18 protein-coding genes are annotated in these 21,468 nt (G+C 71.2%); 8 read left to right on the forward strand and 10 right to left on the reverse strand.

Going from position 1 to position 21,468, the window contains the following annotated elements; genetic code table 11:
• Positions 1-39 precede the first annotated feature (39 nt).
• Positions 40-4,182, forward strand: a complete 4,143-nt coding sequence (gene hrpA / locus CGQ25_RS09770) for an ATP-dependent RNA helicase HrpA (RefSeq protein WP_208709230.1) — start codon at positions 40-42, stop codon at positions 4,180-4,182.
• A gap of 53 nt (positions 4,183-4,235) precedes the next feature.
• Positions 4,236-5,219, forward strand: a complete 984-nt coding sequence (locus tag CGQ25_RS09775) for a beta-ketoacyl-ACP synthase 3 (protein ID WP_208709232.1) — start codon at positions 4,236-4,238, stop codon at positions 5,217-5,219.
• A gap of 10 nt (positions 5,220-5,229) precedes the next feature.
• Here CGQ25_RS09775 and CGQ25_RS09780 read toward each other — a convergent pair whose 3' ends face one another.
• The 3 genes from CGQ25_RS09780 to CGQ25_RS09790 all read right to left on the reverse strand — a co-directional run bounded on the left by CGQ25_RS09780 (position 5,230) and on the right by CGQ25_RS09790 (position 7,478).
• Positions 5,230-5,658 carry an HIT family protein gene (locus tag CGQ25_RS09780; protein WP_208713018.1) on the reverse strand — a complete coding sequence of 143 codons (429 nt, stop codon included), beginning with the start codon at positions 5,656-5,658 and terminating at the stop codon, positions 5,230-5,232.
• A gap of 104 nt (positions 5,659-5,762) precedes the next feature.
• On the reverse strand, positions 5,763-6,689 hold the full coding sequence (locus CGQ25_RS09785) for a sulfurtransferase (protein ID WP_208709234.1): 927 nt from the start codon (positions 6,687-6,689) through the stop codon (positions 5,763-5,765).
• A 114-nt stretch (positions 6,690-6,803) separates the two neighbouring features.
• Positions 6,804-7,478 (reverse strand): MBL fold metallo-hydrolase, encoded by a 675-nt coding sequence (locus CGQ25_RS09790; RefSeq protein WP_208709236.1) that lies wholly within the window; start codon positions 7,476-7,478, stop codon positions 6,804-6,806.
• A gap of 82 nt (positions 7,479-7,560) precedes the next feature.
• Between CGQ25_RS09790 and CGQ25_RS09795 the strand changes: the two genes are divergently transcribed.
• Positions 7,561-8,079: a Fur family transcriptional regulator gene (locus CGQ25_RS09795; protein ID WP_208709238.1), complete on the forward strand. Its 519-nt coding sequence runs from the start codon at positions 7,561-7,563 to the stop codon at positions 8,077-8,079.
• On the opposite strand, the gene CGQ25_RS09800 is transcribed toward CGQ25_RS09795, so the two are convergent.
• The 5 genes from CGQ25_RS09800 to CGQ25_RS09820 form a co-directional block, all read right to left on the reverse strand.
• On the reverse strand, positions 8,076-8,990 hold the full coding sequence (locus CGQ25_RS09800; protein WP_208709240.1) for a metal ABC transporter permease: 915 nt from the start codon (positions 8,988-8,990) through the stop codon (positions 8,076-8,078). The two genes, CGQ25_RS09795 and CGQ25_RS09800, sit on opposite strands and share 4 nt — an antisense overlap.
• Positions 8,987-9,820 carry a metal ABC transporter ATP-binding protein gene (locus CGQ25_RS09805; RefSeq protein WP_208709241.1) on the reverse strand — a complete coding sequence of 278 codons (834 nt, stop codon included), beginning with the start codon at positions 9,818-9,820 and terminating at the stop codon, positions 8,987-8,989. Before CGQ25_RS09805 ends, CGQ25_RS09800 begins: the two co-directional genes overlap by 4 nt.
• Complete coding sequence (locus CGQ25_RS09810; protein ID WP_208709243.1) at positions 9,817-10,785, reverse strand: metal ABC transporter solute-binding protein, Zn/Mn family; 969 nt, start codon at positions 10,783-10,785, stop codon at positions 9,817-9,819. The genes CGQ25_RS09805 and CGQ25_RS09810 overlap by 4 nt, the downstream gene beginning before the upstream one ends.
• A 164-nt stretch (positions 10,786-10,949) precedes the next feature.
• On the reverse strand, positions 10,950-12,023 hold the full coding sequence (locus CGQ25_RS09815) for a hemolysin family protein (protein ID WP_208709245.1): 1,074 nt from the start codon (positions 12,021-12,023) through the stop codon (positions 10,950-10,952).
• Complete coding sequence (locus CGQ25_RS09820) at positions 12,023-13,357, reverse strand: hemolysin family protein (protein ID WP_208709247.1); 1,335 nt, start codon at positions 13,355-13,357, stop codon at positions 12,023-12,025. Before CGQ25_RS09820 ends, CGQ25_RS09815 begins: the two co-directional genes overlap by 1 nt.
• Before the next feature lie 380 nt (positions 13,358-13,737).
• Here CGQ25_RS09820 and CGQ25_RS09825 point away from each other — a divergent pair, with 380 nt between their 5' ends.
• The 5 genes from CGQ25_RS09825 (at position 13,738) to CGQ25_RS18700 (ending at position 20,238) form a co-directional block, all read left to right on the forward strand.
• Positions 13,738-17,604: a multifunctional oxoglutarate decarboxylase/oxoglutarate dehydrogenase thiamine pyrophosphate-binding subunit/dihydrolipoyllysine-residue succinyltransferase subunit gene (locus tag CGQ25_RS09825; RefSeq protein ID WP_208709249.1), complete on the forward strand. Its 3,867-nt coding sequence runs from the start codon at positions 13,738-13,740 to the stop codon at positions 17,602-17,604.
• Between the two features lie 123 nt (positions 17,605-17,727).
• Positions 17,728-18,330: a GDSL-type esterase/lipase family protein gene (locus CGQ25_RS09830; protein ID WP_208709251.1), complete on the forward strand. Its 603-nt coding sequence runs from the start codon at positions 17,728-17,730 to the stop codon at positions 18,328-18,330.
• Between the two features lie 148 nt (positions 18,331-18,478).
• A complete protein-coding gene (locus tag CGQ25_RS09835; protein ID WP_208709253.1) occupies positions 18,479-19,345 on the forward strand; it encodes a hypothetical protein in 867 nt (288 codons plus the stop codon).
• 1 nt (position 19,346) lies between these two features.
• On the forward strand, positions 19,347-20,039 hold the full coding sequence (locus CGQ25_RS09840) for a PadR family transcriptional regulator (RefSeq protein WP_208709255.1): 693 nt from the start codon (positions 19,347-19,349) through the stop codon (positions 20,037-20,039).
• A gap of 124 nt (positions 20,040-20,163) precedes the next feature.
• Positions 20,164-20,238, forward strand: a complete 75-nt coding sequence (locus CGQ25_RS18700; protein WP_369299106.1) for a 50S ribosomal protein bL37 — start codon at positions 20,164-20,166, stop codon at positions 20,236-20,238.
• Between the two features lie 118 nt (positions 20,239-20,356).
• Here CGQ25_RS18700 and rsrA read toward each other — a convergent pair whose 3' ends face one another.
• Positions 20,357-20,614 (reverse strand): mycothiol system anti-sigma-R factor, encoded by a 258-nt coding sequence (gene rsrA, locus CGQ25_RS09845; protein WP_208709257.1) that lies wholly within the window; start codon positions 20,612-20,614, stop codon positions 20,357-20,359.
• On the reverse strand, positions 20,611-21,291 hold the full coding sequence (locus CGQ25_RS09850; RefSeq protein ID WP_255405232.1) for a sigma-70 family RNA polymerase sigma factor: 681 nt from the start codon (positions 21,289-21,291) through the stop codon (positions 20,611-20,613). Before CGQ25_RS09850 ends, rsrA begins: the two co-directional genes overlap by 4 nt.
• Positions 21,292-21,468: the final 177 nt, after the last annotated feature.

Below are 21,468 nucleotides of genomic sequence, written 5' to 3' on the forward strand. Positions count from 1 at the left end.
ACGTACCCGGGCCGGCTCCGCCACTAGAATGGACCAGCCATGGCGCTCACGATCACCTATCCCGAAGCCCTCCCTGTCTCCGAGCGGCGCGACGACATCATGGAGGCCATCGCCGCGCACCAGGTCACGGTGATCGCCGGGGAGACGGGCTCTGGCAAGACGACGCAGATCCCCAAGATGTGCCTTGAGCTCGGCCTGGGCGAGAAGGGCCTCATCGGCCACACGCAGCCCCGCCGCCTCGCCGCCCGCACGGTGGCCGAGCGCATTGCCGAGGAGCTCGACGTCGAGCTGGGCCAGGAGGTCGGCTTCCAGGTGCGGTTCACCGGAGAGGTCGGACCGCAGACCAGGGTCAAGCTCATGACCGACGGCATCCTGCTCGCCGAGATCCAGCGGGACCGCCTGCTGAAGAAGTACTCGGCGATCATCATCGACGAGGCCCACGAGCGCAGCCTCAACATCGACTTCATCCTCGGCTACCTCAGGCGGATCCTCCCCCAGCGCCCGGACCTCAAGGTCATCATCACCTCGGCAACGATCGATCCCGAGCGGTTCGCGCGCCACTTCGCGGCTCCGTCGCCGGAGGCGGGGGAAGAGCAGGTTCCCGCGCCCATCATCGAGGTGTCGGGGCGCACCTATCCGGTCGAGGTCCGGTACCGGCCGCTCACGTCCGCCCCCGGAGAGGCGGGCGACGGCGGGGAGGAGGACGACGCCGTCGCGCGCTCGGACGACGCGCTCGAGGAGGACCGCGACCCCGTCGACGCCGTGTGCGACGCCGTCGACGAGCTCTCCCGCGAGGCCCCCGGCGACATCCTCATCTTCTTCTCCGGCGAGCGCGAGATCCGCGATGCGGCGGACGCCCTCGCGGGCTCGACCCAGAAGAACCCGCGCATGGCGAACGCGGAGATCCTGCCGCTGTTCGCACGGCTCTCGCTCGCCGAGCAGCACCGGGTGTTCACCCCGGGCGGCCGGCGGCGGATCGTCCTGGCCACCAACGTGGCCGAGACGTCGCTCACCGTCCCGGGGATCAAGTACGTCATCGACACGGGCACGGCGCGCATCTCGCGCTACTCGCACCGCACGAAGGTCCAGCGGCTGCCGATCGAACGTGTCTCCCAGGCCTCCGCGAACCAGCGGGCCGGCCGCTGCGGGCGCGTCTCGGACGGCATCTGCATCCGCCTCTACTCCGAGGAGGACTACCTCTCGCGCCCGGAGTTCACCGACCCCGAGATCCTTCGCACGAACCTCGCCGCCGTCATCCTGCAGATGACTGCGATGGGGATCGCGCGCGGCCCGAAGGACGTCGAGGCGTTCCCGTTCGTCGAGCCGCCCGAGTCCCGCGCGATCAACGACGGCGTGACCCTGCTGCGCGAACTCGGCGCCCTCGCCGAGCCGGGAAGTGCGAAGGAGACGAAGAGCGCCGAGGCCACTCGTGGCACGAGGGGCGCGAAGGGCGGCCTCACCGCCGTCGGGCACCAGCTCGCCCAGCTCCCGGTCGACCCCCGGCTGGGGCGCATGATCGTCGAGGCGGCCAGGCGCGACTGCGCGCGCGAGGTCATGGTGCTCGCAGCCGCCCTGACCATCCAGGACCCCCGCGAGCGGCCCTCGCAGGAGACGGGCAAGCGGCAGGCCGCGGACGAGAAGCATGCGCGCTTCAAGGACGAGAACTCCGACTTCACGGGCTACCTCAACCTCTGGAACTACCTGCAGGAGCAGCAGCGCGAGCTGTCCTCCTCGGCGTTCCGGCGCCTGTGCAAGGCCGAATTCATCAACTTCCTGCGGGTGCGCGAGTGGCAGGAGCTGTACGCGCAGCTGCGCCAGCTGGCCCGCCCTCTGGGCATCTCCCCCGGCCAGGGCCGCGCGACGGACACCCGGCTGGAAGCAGCAGTGAAGCACGACGCCGTGCACCAGTCCCTCCTCGCGGGCCTGCTGAGCCACATCGGGCTCCTCGACGAGCGCAAGCGAGAGTACGTCGGCGCCCGCGGGACGCGCTTCGCTGTCTTCCCCGGTTCGGCGCTGTTCAAGAAGAACCCGACCTACGTCATGGCGGCCGAGCTCGTGGAGACCAGCCGCCTCTGGGCCCGCACCGCCGCGAAGATGGACCCCGCGTGGGGCGAGCTCGTGGCGCCGCACCTGGTCAAGCGCTCCTACTCCGAGCCGCACTGGTCCAAGCGGGCCGGCTCCGTCATGGCGTACGAGAAGGTCACGCTCTACGGCGTGACCCTCGTGGCGCAGCGGCGCGTCAACTACGCGCGGATCGACCCGGCGCTCGCCCGGGAGCTGTTCATCCGGCACGCGCTCGTGGAGGGCGACTGGCACACGCGCCACCACTTCTTCAAGCGGAACCGCGCCCTCCTCGACGAGGTCGAGGAGCTCGAGACCCGGATGCGGCGGCACGACCTGCGCGTGGACGACGAGGCGCTCTTCGACTTCTACGACCGCCGGCTCCCCGAGGGAATCGTCTCCGAGCGGCATTTCGACGCCTGGTGGAAGAAGGCCAGGCACGAGGACCCGGACCTCCTCGACTTCGACCGCGATCTCCTGCTGCGCGAGGAGGCCGCCGCCGGGGACGACGCCGCGTACCCCACCGTCTGGCGCCAGGGAGGCTTCGACCTTCCGCTCTCCTACGAGTTCCACCCCGTGGCACCCGGCGGCACGCCGGACCCGAACGACGGGGTGACCGCGGAGGTCCCGGTGCTGTTCCTCAACCAGCTCGATCCCGAGCCGTTCCGGTGGCAGATCCCGGGCCAGCGGGTCGACCTCGTGACGGCGCTCATCAAGTCCCTGCCCAAGCAGGTCCGGAAGAACTTCGTGCCCGCCCCCGACGTCGCGCGCCGGGCCGTTGCCGCCCTCGAGGCGGACTTCGACCCCGCGCACGACCGGATCGAGGAATCCCTCGAGCTCGTGCTGCGCCGGCTCAAGGGCCAGATCGTGCCCCCGGGCTCGTGGAACTGGGACGCCGTGCCGCCGCATCTGAAGTTCTCCTTCAGCGTCGTCGACCCGCGGGGGAAGGTCCTCGGCTCAGGCAAGGACCTCGTGGCCCTGCAGGAGCAGCTCGCCCCCGCCACGCGCCGCGCCATCGCGGAGTCCCTCGGTGCGACCCCGGGCAGCACCGCCCCGCCGAAGTCACCCCGTGTGGACCCGAAGTCACCTCGTGTGGACGCGAGGTCACCCCGTGTGGACCCGAAGTCACCCCGTGCCGAGAAGACCTCGCCCAACGGACGCACGACGGCGCGCCCCGCCGAAGGCGGCGGAGTCACGGCCCGCGGCGGACTGGCAGAGCGCGGCGGACTGGCCGAGCGCAGCGGACTGACAGAGTGGAGCGTGGGGACCATCCCGCGGACGGCGAGCACCGTCGTCGCCGGCCACACCGTCACGGGCTACCCGGCCCTGACCGACGAGGGCAGCACCAAGGCCTCGCCGAGGGGCACTGCGGGCCTGCGCGTATTCCAAAGCGAGGAGGACCAGCTGCGTGCCCACCGGGCCGGGGTGATCCGCCTCCTGGCCCTGCGCATCCCGTCGCCGGACCGCTACGTGCTCGAGCACCTGAACAACCGCGAGAAGCTCACGTTCAGCCAGAACCCGCACGGATCGGTCGCGGGGCTGATCTCCGACTGCGCGATCGCGGCGATCGACCGGCTCGTCCCCGCCGCACTGCCGTGGGACCGCGCCGCCTTCGACGCCCTCTACGACGAGGTCCGTGCCGAGCTGATCGACACGGTCTTCAAGGTGACCGCCATCGTCGAGCAGGTCCTCGCCTCCTCGATGCGGATCAGCAAGCAGCTCAAAGGCTCCACGAGCCTGGCCCTGATCAGCGCACTGAACGATGTCAAGGCCCAGCTCGAGCAGCTCGTCTACCCCGGCTTCGTCGCCCGCACCGGGTACGCGCAGCTGATGCACCTGCCCCGCTACCTGCGCGCGATCGAGCGCCGCCTCGAGAAGCTCCCCGCCAACGTCCAGCGCGACGCCGTCGCGATGGCCACGGTCCAGGCCCTCGAGGACGACTACGACGACGCCGCCGCGGCCCTCGCCCCCACGGGACGCAACGAGGCCAAGCTCGAGAAGGTCCGCTGGATGATCGAGGAGCTGCGGGTGAGCCTGTTCGCCGTCGAACTCGGCACCGCGGGGAAGGTGTCCGAGAAGCGCGTCCGCCAGACGCTGAACGAGGCGCTCGCCCCGGCGTAGCCCGCCGGCCGCCGCGCCCGCCACTGCAGACTTCCACGAGAGAGAGGAACCGCATGAAGCTCACGGTCGCCCACGGTCCGGCCGGGACCGAGATCGCGGGGCTCGGCCATGCCCAGCCCCGCCGCGTCATGGACAACCATGAGCTCGAGGGCATGATGGACACGTCCGACGAGTGGATCCGCCAGCGCACCGGCATCGTCACGCGGCGCATCGCCGCCGAGGGCGAGACCGTCAAGGACCTTGCGATCCCCGCCGCGCGGATGGCCCTCGAAGACTCCGCCGTGGCCGCCGAGGACATCGACCTCGTGGTGGTCGCCACCACCACGGCCGCCGAGCGCTCCCCCAACACCGCCGGCCGTGTGGCCGAGGCCCTCGGACTGGGGCGCAACGGGCGGGGGCCGGGGATCATCGACATCAACACCGCGTGCTCGGGCTTCGAGTACGCCCTCGGCATCGCCGACCAGTCCATCCGTGCCGGCAGCGCGAGCCACGCGATCGTCGTGGGGGCGGAGACGCTCTCCGCCGTCACCGACTGGACGGACCGCACGACGGCGGTGCTCACCGCGGACGGTGCCGGCGCCGCCGTCGTGCGCCCCTCGCAGACGCCGCGGATCGGCCCTGTCGTGTGGGGCTCGCGCGGCGACATGGCCGGTGCCGTGACGATCTCGCCGCCCTCGGGCCGGTTCTGGCAGAACGGCCGCGAGGTGCTGCGTTGGGCGATCACCAAGGCGCCGGAGCATGCACGGGAGGCCGTCGCCGCCGCCGGACTCTCTCTGGACGACATCCAGGTCCTCGCCGCGCACCAGGCGAACCTGCGCATCGTCGAGCCTCTTGCCGAGGCGCTGGGCCTGACCGACCGGATCGTCATCACGGATGTGACGGAGTCTGGCAACACCTCGGCGGCGAGCGTCCCTCTCGGGCTGAGCAAGTGGTGGCACGCGGGACGGATCCCCGCGGACGTCCCTGCCCTCCTGTTCGGGTTCGGCGGCGGGTTCACCTTCGCGGGCATGGTGGCGATGACGCCGCGGAAGGCCTAGGAGACGGGTCTCAGGCGGCCGGGACGTGGTCCCCGTGCCCGGCGGCGCGCAGGGCCGCCCGGATCTTCTCGGCGGCCGCGTCGAGGACGGCCGGGTCGGGGTTGTGCTGGGCGCGCTTGAAGTCGTACTCGGCCTCCGAGTTGGAGGGCCAGACGTGCAGGTGCAGGTGGTTGATCTCGAACCCGGCGATGATCAGGCCCGCGCGCGCCGCGCCGAACGCCTCGACCTGCGCCGCCCCGATGGTCTGGGCCACCGCGGTGAGCCTGCCCCAGAGCTCCGGCGAGGCATCGGTCCAGCGGTCCACCTCCTCGCGCGGCACGACCAGCGTGTGGCCCTCCGCGAGCGGCCCGATGCTCAGGAACGCGACGACGTCGTCGTCCTTCCACACGAAGCGTCCGGGCAGCTCGCCCTCGATGATGCGCGTGAACAGCGTGCTCATGGCTTTCCTCTCATTGCCCTGGTCGGAGGCCCTCTCCGCGCTCGCGTGAGTGCCGAGGGGGCGGCGAAGCTTGTCCGCCCCGGGCAGGATGGGGCGTCCCTGGGTCATGCCCGTGCTCCTCGGCTCATGGTTCCGACGCTAGCCGATGCGGCGGTCTCCCCGTCTCCGGTGCTCTCCTCGTCTCCAGTGGCCACGGCCCGTGAGGGGTCCCTCGACCACTGCGAGTAGGAGCCTGGGTAGAGCGCGGCGTCGATGCCCGCGATGGCGAGGGCCGCGACGTCGTGCGCGGCGGTGACCCCGGAGCCGCAGTAGACCGCGACGTCCCGCCCGGCCACTGCACCGAGCGCGGCGTAGCGCTCCCGCAGGGCGTCGGCGGGCAGGAACGTGCCGTCCGGGGCGAGGTTGCCGGACGTGGGGGCGCTGACGGCGCCGGGAATGTGGCCGGGGCGCGGGTCCACGGGCTCGACCTCGCCCCGGTACCGCTCGGGCGCCCTTGCGTCCAGCAGCAGGCCCCCTTGGCCCGGGAGCGCGGCGGCGGCATCGGCGTCGACCCGCGGCAGGTGTGGCCCGGAGAGGTGGACACTGCCGAGCGCGGGGACCTCCCGGCCGCGCTCGAGGGCGAGCCCGCCGCGCGTCCACGCGGCCAGTCCTCCGTCGAGGATGCGCACGTCCTCGACGCCCGCATCCCGGAGCATCCACCAGGCGCGGGCGGCGGACTGGCCGGCGGAGTCGTCGTACACGACCACCGGGTCGCCGTCGTCGATCCCCCAGCGTCTGGCGGTCTCCTGGAAGCTGTCCGGCGCCGGCAGGGGGTGCCGGCCGCCGGCGGCCTCCTCGGCGCTTCCCGGCTGGACCGGCACGGCGAGCTCTGTCTCGAGGTCCGCGAACACGGCGCCGGGGATGTGGCCGGCCTCGTAGGCCGTCAGGCCGTGGGGGGCGCCGAGGGACCATCGGACGTCCAGGACGGCGGTGCGGGCGCCGGAGTCGAGCCGGCCGGCGAGTTCTGCCGCGGTGATGAGGACCTGGGTCATGATCAGTGCCACTCCTTCTCGGGACCGGCGCCTTGTGGGCGCCGCGTCTGGTGCGCGGCGGTGACGCCGGCGCTGACGTCCACAGTAGACCCTGTCCTGCGGCTGTCCGGGGAGCTACAGGTCCACGGACTCGCCCGGTTCGAGGTGCACGTACTCGGTGCCGTACTTCGCCCCGATCCGCTTGGCGTGGCCCTCGGCGATTCCGGTCCCGCGCTCGTTCAGGAGGGCATTGTGGATCGGATAGGCACGAGGCGCCCCGACGGCGATCATGAAGTCCAGGACCTCGCCGACCTTGCTCCAGGGCGCATGGATCGGCACGAGCAGCGTGCTGACGCTGACTCCGTGAGGGACGGTGAAGGAGTCTCCGGGGTGGAACACCTCGCCGTCCACGAGGTAGCCGATGTTCGCCACAACGGGCACGCTCGCGTGGATGAGCGCGTGCTGGCTGCCGAAGGTCTTCACGTGGAAGCCTGCGGCGTCGAACTCCGTCTCCGGCTCCGCCACGTGGATGCGGTCCGCGGCCGACGGCGCGGCCTCCTTCAGCTGCCCCGCCACCCCCGCGGGGGCCCAGGCCTCGAGGCCGGTGTCCGCCGCGAGCGCGGCGCCGGTCCTGTCGAGGTCGAGGTGGTCGGGGTGCTCATGGGTGACGAGGAAGGCCTGGGCCCCATCCAAGGCCTCCTCCACCTCCGAGAAGGTGCCGGGATCGATCACGAGGACCCGGTTCCCGCCGGCCGGCCCGTCCGGCTTCTCGAGCCTGATGCACGCGTGGGTGAGCTTCGTCATGCGCATGGCGCCAGTCTAGAACCGCCTCTTGCTAGGCTGGAGGATCGACCGCGCCGGAGGACTGCCGGCGTTCGAGGGAGGAACGGTGGTGGAGAGAACCCGCACGACGGCCCGGGCATCGGAGAGCGCGGGACGGCCCGCGGCACGCGAGCAGCGGGTCACGAAGCAGCGGGTCGCCGTCTCGGCGGCGCTCGACCGGCTCGAGGACTTCGTGAGCACTCAGGAGCTGCACCGCATGCTCCACGACGAGGGGGCGTCCGTCTCGCTCGCCACGACGTACCGGATCCTGCAGTCCATGGCCGAGGAGGGCCTGGTGGACGTCCTGCGCAGCGACGAGGGCGAAGCGGTCTACCGCCGGTGCGAGGCCACGGGCCATCACCACCACCTGGTGTGCCGGCGGTGCGGGAAGGCTGTGGACATCGAGGCCCCCGCCGTCGAGACCTGGGCGAGCCGCGTGGCCCGCGAACACGGCTACACCGCCGTGGAGCATACCGTGGAGATCTTCGGCCTCTGCCCCCAGTGCACCGCGCTGGCCGCAGCAGAGCGTGCCGACGGGCAGCCCGGCGGATCCACCGAAACCCGGGCCGCGGGCGAGGCGGGCAGCTAGCGCGGGGCCGCGACCGGCGTCGTGCGCTGAGGCTCCCCCGGAGCGGGCTGCAGCCGGCCGTTGAGGGCCCGCCGCCGGCGGTACCAGCCGATGCTGGCGCTCACCGCGTAGATGAGGAACGACAGCGTGGTGATGTACGGGCTGATGGGGAGCCTGCCGCCGAGTGCGAGCAGGATCCCGCCGACCGTGGCGGCCACCGCGAACACGACGCTGAGCGCGAGCACGAGACGGGGCGAGGACGTCACCTTCAGGGCGGCCGCCGCCGGGGTGATGAGGAGCGCGAGCACGAGCAGCGCGCCGACCACGTGGATCGACAGTGCGACGCTCACACCGAGGATCACCAGGAACGCGATGGAGAGCCCGCGCACGGGAACGCCGCGGGCGTGGGCCATCTCGGGGTCGACGCTCGCGAAGGTGAGCGGCCGCCAGATGGCGGCGAGGGCGAGCACGACGGCGAGCGCGGTCACGGCGAGCAGCTGCAGCTGCACGGTGTCGACGGCGATGATCTGTCCGGTGAGGAGCCCGAACTTGTTGGCCGCGCGGCCCTCGTAGAGCGCCAGGCAGAGGATGCCGAGCCCCAGCCCGAACGGCATGAGGACGCCGATCACGGAGTTCTTCTCCCGCGCGCGGCCGCCCATGAGGGCGATGACAAGCGCGGCGACGACGGAGCCGGCGAGGGAGCCCAGCACGACGTCCGCGCCGAGGAGCAGCGCGAACGCGGCGCCGGCGAACGAGAGCTCGGAGATGCCGTGGACGGCGAAGGCGAGGTCCCGCTTCATGACGAACGTCCCGACGAGGCCTCCGAGCAGGCCGAGCACGGCACCCGCCCACACCGAGTTCTGGACGAGCGCGAGGATCTCCCCGTAGTTCTCGAAGGAGAAGATGCTCCCGAGGATGTCGGACAGGCTCATGCGGGCTCCGTCTCGTGGTGGTCGCCGGGGAGGTGGTAGTGGGTGGTGGCGTCGGGCAGGCCCACGACCACGATGCGGCCGTTGACCCGGGAGACCTCGACGCGGCCGCCGTAGAGCGCGGAGAGGACCTCGGTGGTCATGACCTCTGACGGGGAGCCGATCCGGAAGCGACCGTCCGCGAGGTACAGGACGCGATCCACGTAGTCCAGGATCGGGTTGATCTCGTGGGTGACGAACACGACCGCGGCGTCGTTGGCTCGGCGCTGGTCGTCGATGAGCTGGCTGACGGCCTGCTGGTGGTTGAGGTCGAGCGAGAGGAGGGGCTCGTCGCACAGGAGCACGCGGGGGCTGTCGGCGATCGCCTGCGCGACGCGGAGCCGCTGCTGCTCGCCGCCGGAGAGCTGGCCGACCGGCACCTTGGCGTACTCGCGGGCACCCACGCGCCCGAGCAGGTCGTCCACCTGGGCGTCGACAGCCCGGTGGCGCAGGCGGAAGCCCCATCGGTGCCCGTCGATGCCGAGGCCGACGAGGTCCCGCGCGCGCAGGGGCGTGTCCGGGGCGAAGGCGCGCTGCTGGGGGATGTAGCCGATCCCCTCTCCCCGCTGCCCGGCGGGGTGTCCCGCGACCTCGACGGTTCCCGAGCTGAGCGGGAGGACGCCGAGGAGCGCTTTGAGGAAGCTCGTCTTCCCGCTGCCGTTGGGCCCGAGGACGGCAAAGAACTCACCCGGCTGGATATCGAGGTCGAGCCCGGACCAGAGGGTCCGGTCGCCGAACGCGAGGGAGGCGCCGCGCAGCCGGACAGCGGGGACGCGCGCGTCGGGGCCGCTCATCCGAGTGCCTTCGCGAGCGCGTCGGCGTTGCCCTGCATCCAGCCCGCGTAGTCGGTTCCCTGGGGGAGCGTCTCGGTGAACTCGACGACGGGAACTCCCGCGGCCTCGGCCGCCGCCCGGACCTGCTTGGTCTGGGGGCTCTCCGTCTGGGGGTTATAGGCCAGGACCGCGACGCCCCTGGCGGCGAGGAGGTCCAGCGTGGACTTGAGCACTGCGGGCGGGACGTCCTGCTCCTCTTCGACGGCCTCGAGGAAGCCCGGCGGCGTGGCGTCCTTGAGCCCCGCATCCTCGAGGAGATAGGACGGGACGGGCTCGGTGAGCACGGCGGCCTTGCCGGGGTGGGCCTGCCTGATCGCCGCGAGCGTTCCCTCGGCGGCTTCGAGCCGCTTCACGACCGCGGCGGCCCGCTCGGTGAAGTCCGCCGCCGAGGAGGGCTCGAGCGCGCCGAGTCGCTCGGCAATCGCTGCGACCACAGCCTCCATCGCGTGCAGGTCGTACCAGACGTGCTCGTTGGATGCGTGGGCGTGGCCGGCGTGGGCGCTGGCCGAGGCGGCGGCGGACGAGGGCGCCGCCTCGCCCGAGCCGCCCGCGCCGCCGCCGAGCCCGCTCGCCTCGACGGCCTTGAGGACCGAGGACGCCTCGGGCCGGGCGTCGGCGAGGAGGGAATCCATGAACGGGTCGTAGCCGCCGCCGTTCTCGATAACGAGCCTGGCCTTGGACACCGCGAGGCGGTCCTGGGTCGTGGCCTCGTAGGAGTGCGGGTCCTGAGTCGGCTTGCTGACGATCGCGGTCACGTGCACGCGGTCGCCGCCGATCGTCTGGGCGAGGTCCCCGTACACGTTCGTCGAGGCCACGACGGAGATTGCGTCCCCGCCGCCGCCCTGGCCCGAGGTCGGGGCGCAGCCGGCCACGAGGAGGGCGGCTGCGGCGCCGAGGGCGGCGGTGCGGAGCAGGGAAGAACTCACAGGTCCTCAGTTCGGGTCGGCGGGAGGGGGTCGAGGGGGCGCGAGGCGACTGCTCCCGCTGGCCCTAGACCGAGCAACTGAGAACGAGTCGCAACACGGATACTCTACCGCTTCTTGGGAACAATTCCCATCTAGCGCCGCGGTCCACCCCCGCCCGGCTGCCCCTACCTCGCCGCGCCGCCGTTCTCCCTGCGGCGCACGACGCCGTTCTGCGTCGCGTCCCGGATCTCGCCGACGAGCTGCTCGATGACGTCCTCGAGGAACACGACGCCGCGCGTCGCACCCTCGGGGCCGATGACGCGCGCGAGGTGGAAGCCCGACTTCTGCATCGCGGAGAGGGCGTCCTCGATCTCCGCGTCCAGCCCCAGGTTGGCCAGCGAGCGGACCCTGCTCTCCCCGATCGGCCGGCCGCGGTGCTCAGGGGCGATGGCAAGCACGTCCTTGACGTGCAGGTACCCCACGAGCTCGCCGTCGTCGTCGACCATCGGGAAGCGCGAGAACCCGGTCTTGGCGACCGCCTTCTCGAACTCCTCGGGCGTGGCCGTCGCGGGGAGCGAGACGAGGTCCTCGACCGGGACCATGATCGACTCTGCCGTCTGGTCGGAGAACTCGAGGGCTCCCGAGAGCAGGCCCGACTCATCGTCGACGAGCCCGTGGCGCGTGGACTCCTCGACGATCGACTGCACCTCCTCGAGCGTGAAGCTCGAGGTCACCTCGTCCTTGGGCTCGACCCGCAGCAGGCGGAGGACGGCGTTCGCGCTGCCGTTGAGGAGGTGGATCACGGGGCGCACGAGCCGCGCGACACCCATGAGCGCGGGAGCGAGCAGGAGCGCCGCGCGGTCCGCGGCCGAGACGGACATGTTCTTGGGGACCATCTCGCCGAAGGTCACGTGCAGGAAAGTGACGATCGCCAGCGCCGCCACGAAGCCGATGCCCCCTGCCAGCTCCTCGGGGAGCCCCACCGCGTGGAGGGGGTCGCCGATGAGGTGGTGGATCGCCGGCTCGGCGACCTGGAGGATGAGCAGCGAGCACACCGTGATGCCCAGCTGCGCGCACGCGAGCATGAGCGAGACGTGTTCCATGGCGCGCAGCGTGGTGACGGCGCGGCCTGAGCCTCCTTCGGCAAGCGGCTCGATCTGGCTCCGCCGCGCGCTCATGATGGCGAACTCGGCGCCGACGAAGAAGGCGTTGCCGAGCAGGAGCACGGCCAGCCAGACGATCCCGGCCCAGTCGCCCATCAGGCAGCCCTCCCGCCGCCGCGCGTGCCCTCGGCCATCTGCGGCTCCTTGGGCGGGACGAACTTGAGCCGGTCCACGCGGCGGCCGTCCATGCGGACCACGCTGAGTTCGCCGCCGCCGATTTCGAGGGTGTCCCCCACTGCGGCAACGCGTCCGAGCGCGCTCATGACGAAGCCGCCCACCGTCTCGTATGCGGGACTGTCGGCCACGCCCAGCCCGGGCACCTGCTCCGACACCTCGTCAGGGCGCATGAGGCCCGAGAAGTACCAGTCCCCCGCCGCGCTCTGCAGGACTCCGGGGGCGAGCCTGTCATGCTCGTCCGAGACCTCGCCGACGATTTCCTCCACCAGGTCTTCGAGCGTGACGATGCCCGCGGTCCCGCCGTACTCGTCCAGGACGACGGCGAGCTGCAGGTTCCCGTCGCGCAGCTGGGAGATGAGCGCGTCCAGGTGGATCGTCTCGGGGACCCGGAGCACCTCCGTCATGATGGCTCCCGCCTGCAGCGAGTGCCGGCGCTCAGCAGGAACGGCCACGGCCTTCTTGACGTGGACGAGTCCGCGGACGTCATCGGGCGAGTCCCCGATGACCGGGAAGCGCGAGTGGCCGGTGCGCCTCGCGGCCTCCACCACGGCGTCGACGGAACCGTCGGCATCCACGGTCGTGACCCGCATGCGCGGGGTCATGACGTCGGCCGCGGTGCGCTCCGAGAAGCTCAGGGTGCGCGCCACGAAGCGTGCCGTGCCCTCGTCGAGCGTGCCGAGCTCGGCTGACCGGCGGACGAGGGAGGCAAGCTCGGCGGGCGACCGCGCGCCGGAGATCTCCTCCTTGGCCTCAATGCCCATCTGGTGCAGGACCCGGTTCGAGAATCCGTTGAGCACGACGATGGCGGGCTTGAACACCGCCGTGAACACGAGCTGCGACGGGGCCACGGCGCGGCCGACGGCGAGTGCGCGGGCGATCGCCAGGTTCTTCGGCACGAGCTCGCCGATGAGCATGGACAGGAATGTGGCGATGACCATCGCCACGGTCAGCGACACCGCAGTCGCCCCCGGGATGCCGAGGGCCGCGAGCGGGCCCTCGAGGAGACGGCCCACCGACGGTTCCATCACGTAGCCGGTGAGGAGCGTGGTGAGGGTGATGCCGAGCTGGCAGCTCGAGAGCTGGGTCGAGAGGCTCTTGAGGCAGCGCAGGAGCGCCTCTGCGCCGGGTTCGCCGGCGTCGATGCTGCGCTGGACGGTGGCCTGGTCGAGGGCCACGAGGGAGAATTCGACGGCCACGAAGAAGCCCGTGCCGAGAATCAGGAGCAGGCCGGCGGCCAGGAGGAGCCATTCCATTTCAGGAATCGGGCCCCCAGAGGGTGCGGCGGCGCACCCATGGGCGCCGCGGGTGAACAAGTACACGGTGTCTGCCGGCGCTGCGGTCGCGGAGCCCCGGAAGGGGTGCGCGGCCGGGCCGGCATCTAGAGGTGCCGTCCATAGTCATTCCAGCCTATCAGCGACGGCGCGGTGTGATAGCGGACTCAGATTGCCCGATTCCGCGCGCAGGTCACTAGACTATTCAGGAGTGTGTGGGCCCTGACGGGGTCCACGGCAGTCGGCGGATCCGGCCGGCCCCTCGGACAGCCCCGTGGAGAACACGGTCCCGGCGTGGGGCATGGCGCGCGGACCCGCGGACTTGTGCGGGCCTAAGTATCGATGGAAGAGGCGTAACTCCAGTGCCAGAACTGCCAACCCACCGCCTGCCCGAGGAATTCGGCGGCAATGAGTGGCTTGTGGACGAGCTCTACGAGCAGTACCAGCAGAACAAGAACTCCGTGGACTCCAAGTGGTGGCCGTTGTTCGAGTCATTCGACTCGGACAGCGGCCACACGTCGAACGGCACGGCGAAGGCGCCCGCGGCCGACACGCTGACGCGGCAGATCCCCACGGTCAAGGCTCCCAACGCTTCGCCTGCGCCCGCCGCCGCCGCGGCTGCGCCCGCCAAGCCGGCGGCACCGGCCGCCGCCCCTGCTGCCGCTCCCGCCAAGCCTGCGGCACCGGCCGCCGCCCAGGCTGGCGCCTCCGCTCAGGCTGCTGCCCCGGCGCCGTCGGACGCCGCGCCGAAGAAGGGCGCTGCCGCCGTCGTGCGCGACGGTGCCCGGCCCTCCACGACGGGGCTGATCCCCGCCCAGCTGCCGAAGACGGCCAAGGACGAGACGATCGAGGACGACATCGTCTCGCCGCTGCGCGGTCCGGCCAAGGCCATCGCGTCGAACATGATCACGAGCCTCGAGGTGCCCACCGCCACGACCGTGCGCGCGGTGCCCGCGAAGCTCCTCATGGACCAGCGCATCGTGATCAACAACCACCTGACGCGCGTCCGCGGCGGCAAGGTCTCCTTCACGCACCTCATCGGCTTCGCCGTGATCCGCGCGCTCAAGCTCATGCCGTCCATGAACGTCTCCTACGACGAGGTCGACGGCAAGCCCGTCGCCATCCAGCACGCGCACGTCAACTTCGGCATCGCCATCGACCTGCCGAGGCCGGACGGCTCACGCCTCCTCGTGGTCCCGAACATCAAGAAGGCCGAGACCCTCAACTTCTCGGACTTCTGGCACACGTATGAGGACCTCGTCAAGCGCTCGCGCGCGGGCAAGCTCACGGCCGACGACTACGCCGGCACCACGGTCTCCCTGACCAACCCCGGCGGCATCGGCACCGTCCACTCCGTGCCGCGCCTCTCGAAGGGCCAGGCCGCCATCATCGGCGTCGGTGCGCTCGAGTACCCGGCCGAGTTCCAGGGCAGCTCCGAGAAGATCCTGGCCCTCCAGGCCGTCGGCAAGATCATCACGCTGACCTCGACCTACGACCACCGCGTGATCCAGGGCGCGGGCTCGGGCGAGTTCCTCCGCCTCGTGCACCAGCTCCTCCTCGGGGAGCAGGGCTTCTACGACGAGATCTTCGAGTCGCTGCGCATCCCCTACGAGCCGGTGCGCTGGAGCCCGGACCTCCAGGTCAACCCCGAGGACGCCATCAACAAGGTGGCGCGCATCCAGCAGCTCATCCACGCGTTCCGCGTGCGCGGCCACCTCATGGCGGACACGAACCCGCTCGAGTACGTCCAGCGCCGGCATCCGGACCTCGACGTGCTCACCTACGGCCTGACCCTGTGGGACCTCGACCGCGAGTGGCCCACCGGCGGGTTCGGCGGCCGCCCGAAGATGAAGTTCCGCGACATCCTCGGCGTGCTGCGCGACGCCTACTGCCGCACCACCGGCATCGAGTACATGCACCTCCAGGAGCCCGCCGAGCGCAAGTGGTTCCAGGACGAGCTCGAGCACCCGTACAAGAAGCCGAGCCGCGAGGAGCAGCTGCGCATCGTCTCCCGCCTGAACGCGGCCGAGGCGTTCGAGACGTTCCTGCAGACCAAGTTCGTCGGCCAGAAGCGCTTCTCCCTGGAGGGCGGCGAGTCGCTCATCCCGCTCCTGGACGCGACCCTGTCCGAGGCCGCCGAGGACGGGCTCGACGAGGTCGGCATCGGCATGGCCCACCGTGGCCGCCTCAACGTGCTGACCAACATCGCCGGCAAGACCTATGCACAGGTGTTCCGCGAGTTCGAGGGCACGCAGGATCCGAAGAGCGTCCAGGGCTCCGGCGACGTCAAGTACCACCTCGGCACCGAGGGAACGTTCACCGCGGAGAACGGCAAGCAGACCAAGGTCTACCTCGCCGCCAACCCGTCCCACCTCGAGGCCGTCGACCCGGTCCTCGAAGGCATCGTCCGCGCCAAGCAGGACCGGCTCGACAAGGGCGAGGCGTTCCCCGTCCTGCCGATCCTCGTCCACGGCGACGCGGCGTTCGCCGGCCAGGGCGTCGTGGCAGAGACCCTCAACCTCTCGCAGCTGCGCGGCTACCGCACCGGCGGCACGATCCACATCATCGTGAACAACCAGGTCGGCTTCACGACCTCCCCGTCCGCGTCGCGCTCCTCGGTGTACTCGACCGACGTCGCGAAGATGGTCCAGGCGCCGATCTTCCACGTCAACGGCGACGATCCCGAGGCCGTGGTCCGCGTCGCCCAGATGGCGTACCGGTTCCGCCAGCGGTTCCACAAGGATGTCGTGATCGACCTCGTGTGCTACCGCCGCCGTGGGCACAACGAGGGCGACGACCCGTCGATGACCCAGCCGCTCATGTACAACCTCATCGAGGCGAAGCGCTCGGTCCGCAAGCTCTACACCGAGAGCCTGATCGGCCGCGGCGACATCACGCAGGAAGAGGCGGAGCAGCTCCTGCGCGACTACCAGGAGCGCCTCGAGCGCGTCTTCGCGGAGACCCACGCCGCGCAGACCTCGCCGATCCCGGTCATCACCGGCGACGCGAAGGCCGTCTCGGACCTCGAGCGCCCCCTCGCCCAGCAGCAGGAGGACACCGAGGTCCGTGCCCCGCGCCAGACGGCGATCAGCCGCGAGATGCTCGCCGCGATCGGCCAGGCGCACGTCCAGGTTCCCGAGGGCTTCACGGTGCACGCCAAGCTCCGCCAGCTCCTCGAGCGCCGCGAGCAGATGTCCCGCGACGGCGGGATCGACTGGGGCTTCGGCGAGATCGCGGCCTTCGGCTCGCTCACGGCAGAGGGCGTGCCCGTGCGCCTGTCGGGCCAGGACTCGCGCCGCGGCACGTTCGTGCAGCGGCACGCGGTCTTCCACGATCGCCAGACCGGCGCCGAGTGGACTCCCCTCGCGAGCCTCTCGGAGGACCAGGCGAAGCTGTCGATCTACGACTCGTCGCTCTCGGAGTACGCCGCACTCGGATTCGAGTACGGCTACTCGGTCGAGCGTCCGGACACCCTCGTGCTGTGGGAGGCGCAGTTCGGCGACTTCGTGAACGGCGCGCAGACGATCATCGACGAGTTCATCTCCTCGGCGGAGCAGAAGTGGGGCCAGCGGTCCTCGCTCGTCATGCTCCTCCCCCACGGCTACGAGGGCCAGGGCCCGGACCACTCGTCCGCCCGGATCGAGCGCTTCCTCCAGCTGTGCGCCGAGGACAACATCATCGTCGCCCAGCCGAGCACGCCGGCGTCGCACTTCCACCTCCTGCGCCGCCAGGCGTTCAGCCGGCCCCGCAAGCCGCTGGTGGTGTTCACGCCGAAGCAGCTCCTGCGCCTCAAGGGCGCCGCGTCGAGCGTCGAGGACTTCACGGAAGGCACGTTCCGTCCCGTGATCGGCGAGCACGAGCAGCTGGATGCGAACGCTGTGGACCGGGTCATCCTGGTCTCCGGCCGCCTCTACTACGACCTGCTGTCCTCCCGGACGAAGGCCAAGGACACCAGGACGGCAATCGTCCGCGTCGAGCAGCTCTACCCGCTGCCCGAGGAGGAGATCAAGGCCGAGCTCGCCAAGTACCCGAACGCCGAGGTCGTGTGGGCGCAGGACGAGCCGGCGAACCAGGGCCCGTGGCCGTACATGGCGATCACGCTCGCCCCGGTGCTCGAGCGCCGCATCCGCCTCGTGTCCCGCGCTGCCTCGGCCGCGACGAGCGCGGGCTCGATGAAGCGCCACGCAGCGGAGCAGGACGTCCTCGTCCGCGAGGTGTTCACACGCTGACGCCAGGCTGAAGCAAGGCACGACGGCGGCCGGTCCCCACGCGCGGGGACCGGCCGCCGTCGTTCGCTAGACTCGGAAGCCGAGAGCAGGGGCGGCAGCGGCCGCGACGACGAGGGAGAGTGGATGGCGCACGAGAGGAAGCTTCGCCTCGCGGCGATCGGAGACGAGCTGCTCGCAGGCAATGGGGACCCCCGCGCCCTCGGGTGGTTCGGCCGGGTCCTCGCCCGGACACCGCGGGAGGAGCTGACCCTCGAGTCGTACGTCCTCGCCGCCCCCCTCGAAGGAACCGAAGGCCTCGCCGCCCGCTGGGAGGGCGAGACGCTCCGCCGCTTCGGCGAGGGCTTCGAGAACCGGCTCGTGATCGGCCTGTCCGGCCGCGACATCGAATTCGGCATCTCCCCCGCCCGCAGCCGGCTCAACGTGGCCAACATCCTCGACTCGGCGCAGCAGAACAGCGCCGAGGTGTTCGTCGTGGGCCCTCCGCCGACCCTGGACCCGGCGCGGAACCGCCGCCTCGCGGAGCTCAACACTGCCTTCGCCGACGTCACCACGCGCCGGAACCACTACTACGTGGACACCTTCTCCCCCCTGCTGAACCACGAGCAGTGGCGCGGCGACCTTGCCGCCAATGCCGGCGCCCCCGGGCAGGCGGGCTACGGCCTCATCGCCTGGCTCGTGCTGCACCGCGGCTGGTTCCCCTGGCTGCGCCTGCCCCAGCCGCAGTAGGGCCTCTCCTCTGGCAATGCCGCTGGCGGGGAGCCCCTCAAGGGACCCGCCGGCGGCAGGGTATCCGGTCCCGGGCCTTGCCCTGCCCAGGAACGCGATATATCGTGATCTCGTCAACGCGATATATCGTGATCCCAGAGGAGGGGCCATGCCCACCGAAAGCTGGTCAGTGACGGAACCCCAGACCATCGACATCGAGGCGGTGTCCTCCCTGCGGGCCGGCATCATCGCCGGGCGCCTCGACGTCATTGCGCACGACGGCGAGGGCGCGCGCGTGGAGGTAGCGGAGGTCAGCGGCGAACCCCTCGTCGTGACCCTCACCGAGGGCCGGCTCGAGGTCCGGCACCGCGAGGACGGCGCGCAGGGCTGGTTCAGGAGCATGCTCGGAACCATCAGCGGCGCAACCCAGAACACCGCGATCGTGAGCATCGCGCTGCCCGCCCGTGTCCCCGTCGAGGTCGGGACGGTCACCGGCGACGGGCTCGTCTCGGGAACCGGCCCGGTCACGAAGCTCAACACCGTCTCCGGCTCGGTCCTCGCCGACGGCACCGAGGGCGAGCTGCACATCAATACGGTCTCGGGCGAGGTCATCGCGCGCGGCCACGAGGGCCTCCTGACGGCGAAGACGGTCTCGGGCGAGGTCACCGCCTCCGGTGAGCTGAACCACGTGCGCGCCAACTCCGTCTCCGGGGACCTGTCCTTCGACTCGGCAGGCACGATGCAGGACATAGGAGCCAACACAGTCAGCGGCGCGCTCACCGTCCGCATACCGCACGGCGTGGGGCTCGACCTCGGCGTGCGCACCTCCTCGGGCCGCGTGGTGGTGGACGACGAGCGCTTCACGATCCTCGGCGGCAAGATCGCAGCCAGCCTTGGTCCCGAAGGGCAGCGCATCCGCCTGCGCGCCAACACCGTCTCGGGGGACGTTGCCGTCGTCCACGCCCCGGCGCCCGCGCACCCGGCCCCCGAGGCTCCCGCGGCATCCCAGGAGCCGGGCCGCGGAACGGAGGACTGAGATGGTCCCACCTGTCTTCGCCCACGGTGCCCTGCGCCTGTACCTCCTTGCGCTCCTCGAGGACGGGCCCAAGCACGGCTACGAGATCATCAGGGCACTCTCCGAGCGCTTCGGCGGCACCTACTCGCCCAGCGCCGGGACCGTCTACCCGCGGCTCTCCAAGCTCGAGGAGGAGGGACTGGTCGCGACTGCGCCCGAGGGCCGGCGGACGGTGTACTCGATCACCGACTCCGGCCGCGCCGAGCTCGAGGAGCGCCGCGGCGAGCTCGCGGACGTCGAAGAGGACATCTCCGCATCCGTGCGGCGCCTCGCCGACTCGCTGCGGGAGGAGCTGCGGGCGAGCATGCGCGGCCTCAGGGCGGACCTGGCCGCGACAGCCGAGACGGCGCGCAGGTCGGCCCAGCGCAGCAGCGGACCGCCGTGGGGCGTCGGCGGCTCGGGAGGCGCCGGCGCACGCCCGACCGATGACGGCCCGGCGGGGCGCACCCCTGCGGCCGGCCGCGCCGAGCAGGTGCGGGAGAACGCGGGACGCCTCGCCGAGGCCGAGATGCTCGTGCAGGCCTTCCGCGACGACCTCCGCATCGAGCTGCGCGCCCACGCGGCCGCCCACCCGATCACCGAGATCACGGTCGAGGCCCTGCGCGCCGCCCTCGAATCGACCCGCGCCGCGATCCGCGCAGCCCTCCGGCCCTAGCCCGGTTGGGCGCTGGGGTGCCGAATGTGGGAGACTGGACGACGGCCTTCTGGGCCACCCGGCCCACCGCGGGCCACCCGGCCCACCGCGGGCCACACAGTCCGTCGAGAGAAGGAGGCCAGCCATGAGCAAGCGTGCACGCAAGCGCCGTGACCGCAAGCGCGGCGGCGCGAACCACGGCAAGCGCCCCAACACCTAAAGGCGCAGCCGCGGACAGCACGAGGCCCCGGACACTTGTCCGGGGCCTCCTGTGCGTCCGTCGGCCGCTGGCGTCGGCAGCCCGCTCCACTCGTACTTCGCGGATCTCACCGTGCCATTCAGGACTGGGCGCGCAGGGTGTGGATCTTGTCCAGGATCGAGGTCTTGAGGGCGGCGGGCGCCTGCTCGTGGCAGCTGCGCTTCATGGCCGAGCGGATCATGCACTCGAGGTCGTGCTCCTCGAGGCAGTCCGGGCACGTCTCGAGATGGGTGCGGATCTCGGCCACGTCATGCGCGGGAAGGGCGCCGTCGAGGTACTCGTACAGTCGCTGGAGCCGGCTTTCGTCGCAGTCCCCCAGCCCTTGGCAATCGCTCATTGTTCCTTCTCCTGAGATGCTGCGGTGCGGGCGCCCGCGAATCCTCGCTCGGCGGCGTAGTCGGCGAGCCTGTCGCGCAGCATCTTCCGCCCGCGGTGGAGCCGGCTCATGACCGTGCCTATGGGTGTGTTCATGATCTCCGAGATCTCCTTGTACGCGAAGCCCTCCACGTCCGCGAAGTACACCGCAAGGCGGAACTCCTCGGGGATGGACTGCAGGGCTTCCTTGACGTCGGAGTCTGGGAGGTGGTCGAGCGCCTCGGCCTCGGCGGACCGCAGTCCGGTGGAGGTGTGCGACTCGGCGCGGGCGAGCTGCCAGTCCTCGACGGTGTCGGTGGCCGCCTTCTGCGGTTCCCGCTGGCGCTTCCTGTAGAGGTTGATGTACGTGTTCGTCAGGATCCGGTACAGCCAGGCCTTCAGGTTCGTGCCCGGCTTGTACTGGTGGAACGCTGCGAAGGCCTTCGCATAGGCCTCCTGGACGAGGTCCTCCGCGTCCGCGGGGTTCCGCGCCATCCGCATGGCAGCGGAGTACAGCTGATCGACGTACTGCATCGCGTCCCGCTCGAAGCGGTCGCGGCGCTCATCGTCCGACTCGGCGGCAACGTCCGGGGCCGCGGCGCCCACGGCGCCTGTCCCGTCGTCGGCGGCCTTCGGCTCGCGGGGCTCGACACTGCTCATTGCCGACCAGTCTACTGTCGGGGCAGGCACGGGGCGGTCGAGGACCAGCACGGTGGCTCCTTCCAGACGACGACGGGCGGCGGCTTTCGCTGACGGACGTGAGGCACAACGCCGCGTCCGCGCGAAAATATTCCGCAAAGGTGCGAGACTGGGGACGCATCTGACGACGTCACCGAC

It is taken from the genome of Sinomonas sp. R1AF57 (assembly GCF_002224485.1).
GTDB lineage: Bacteria > Actinomycetota > Actinomycetes > Actinomycetales > Micrococcaceae > Sinomonas > Sinomonas flava.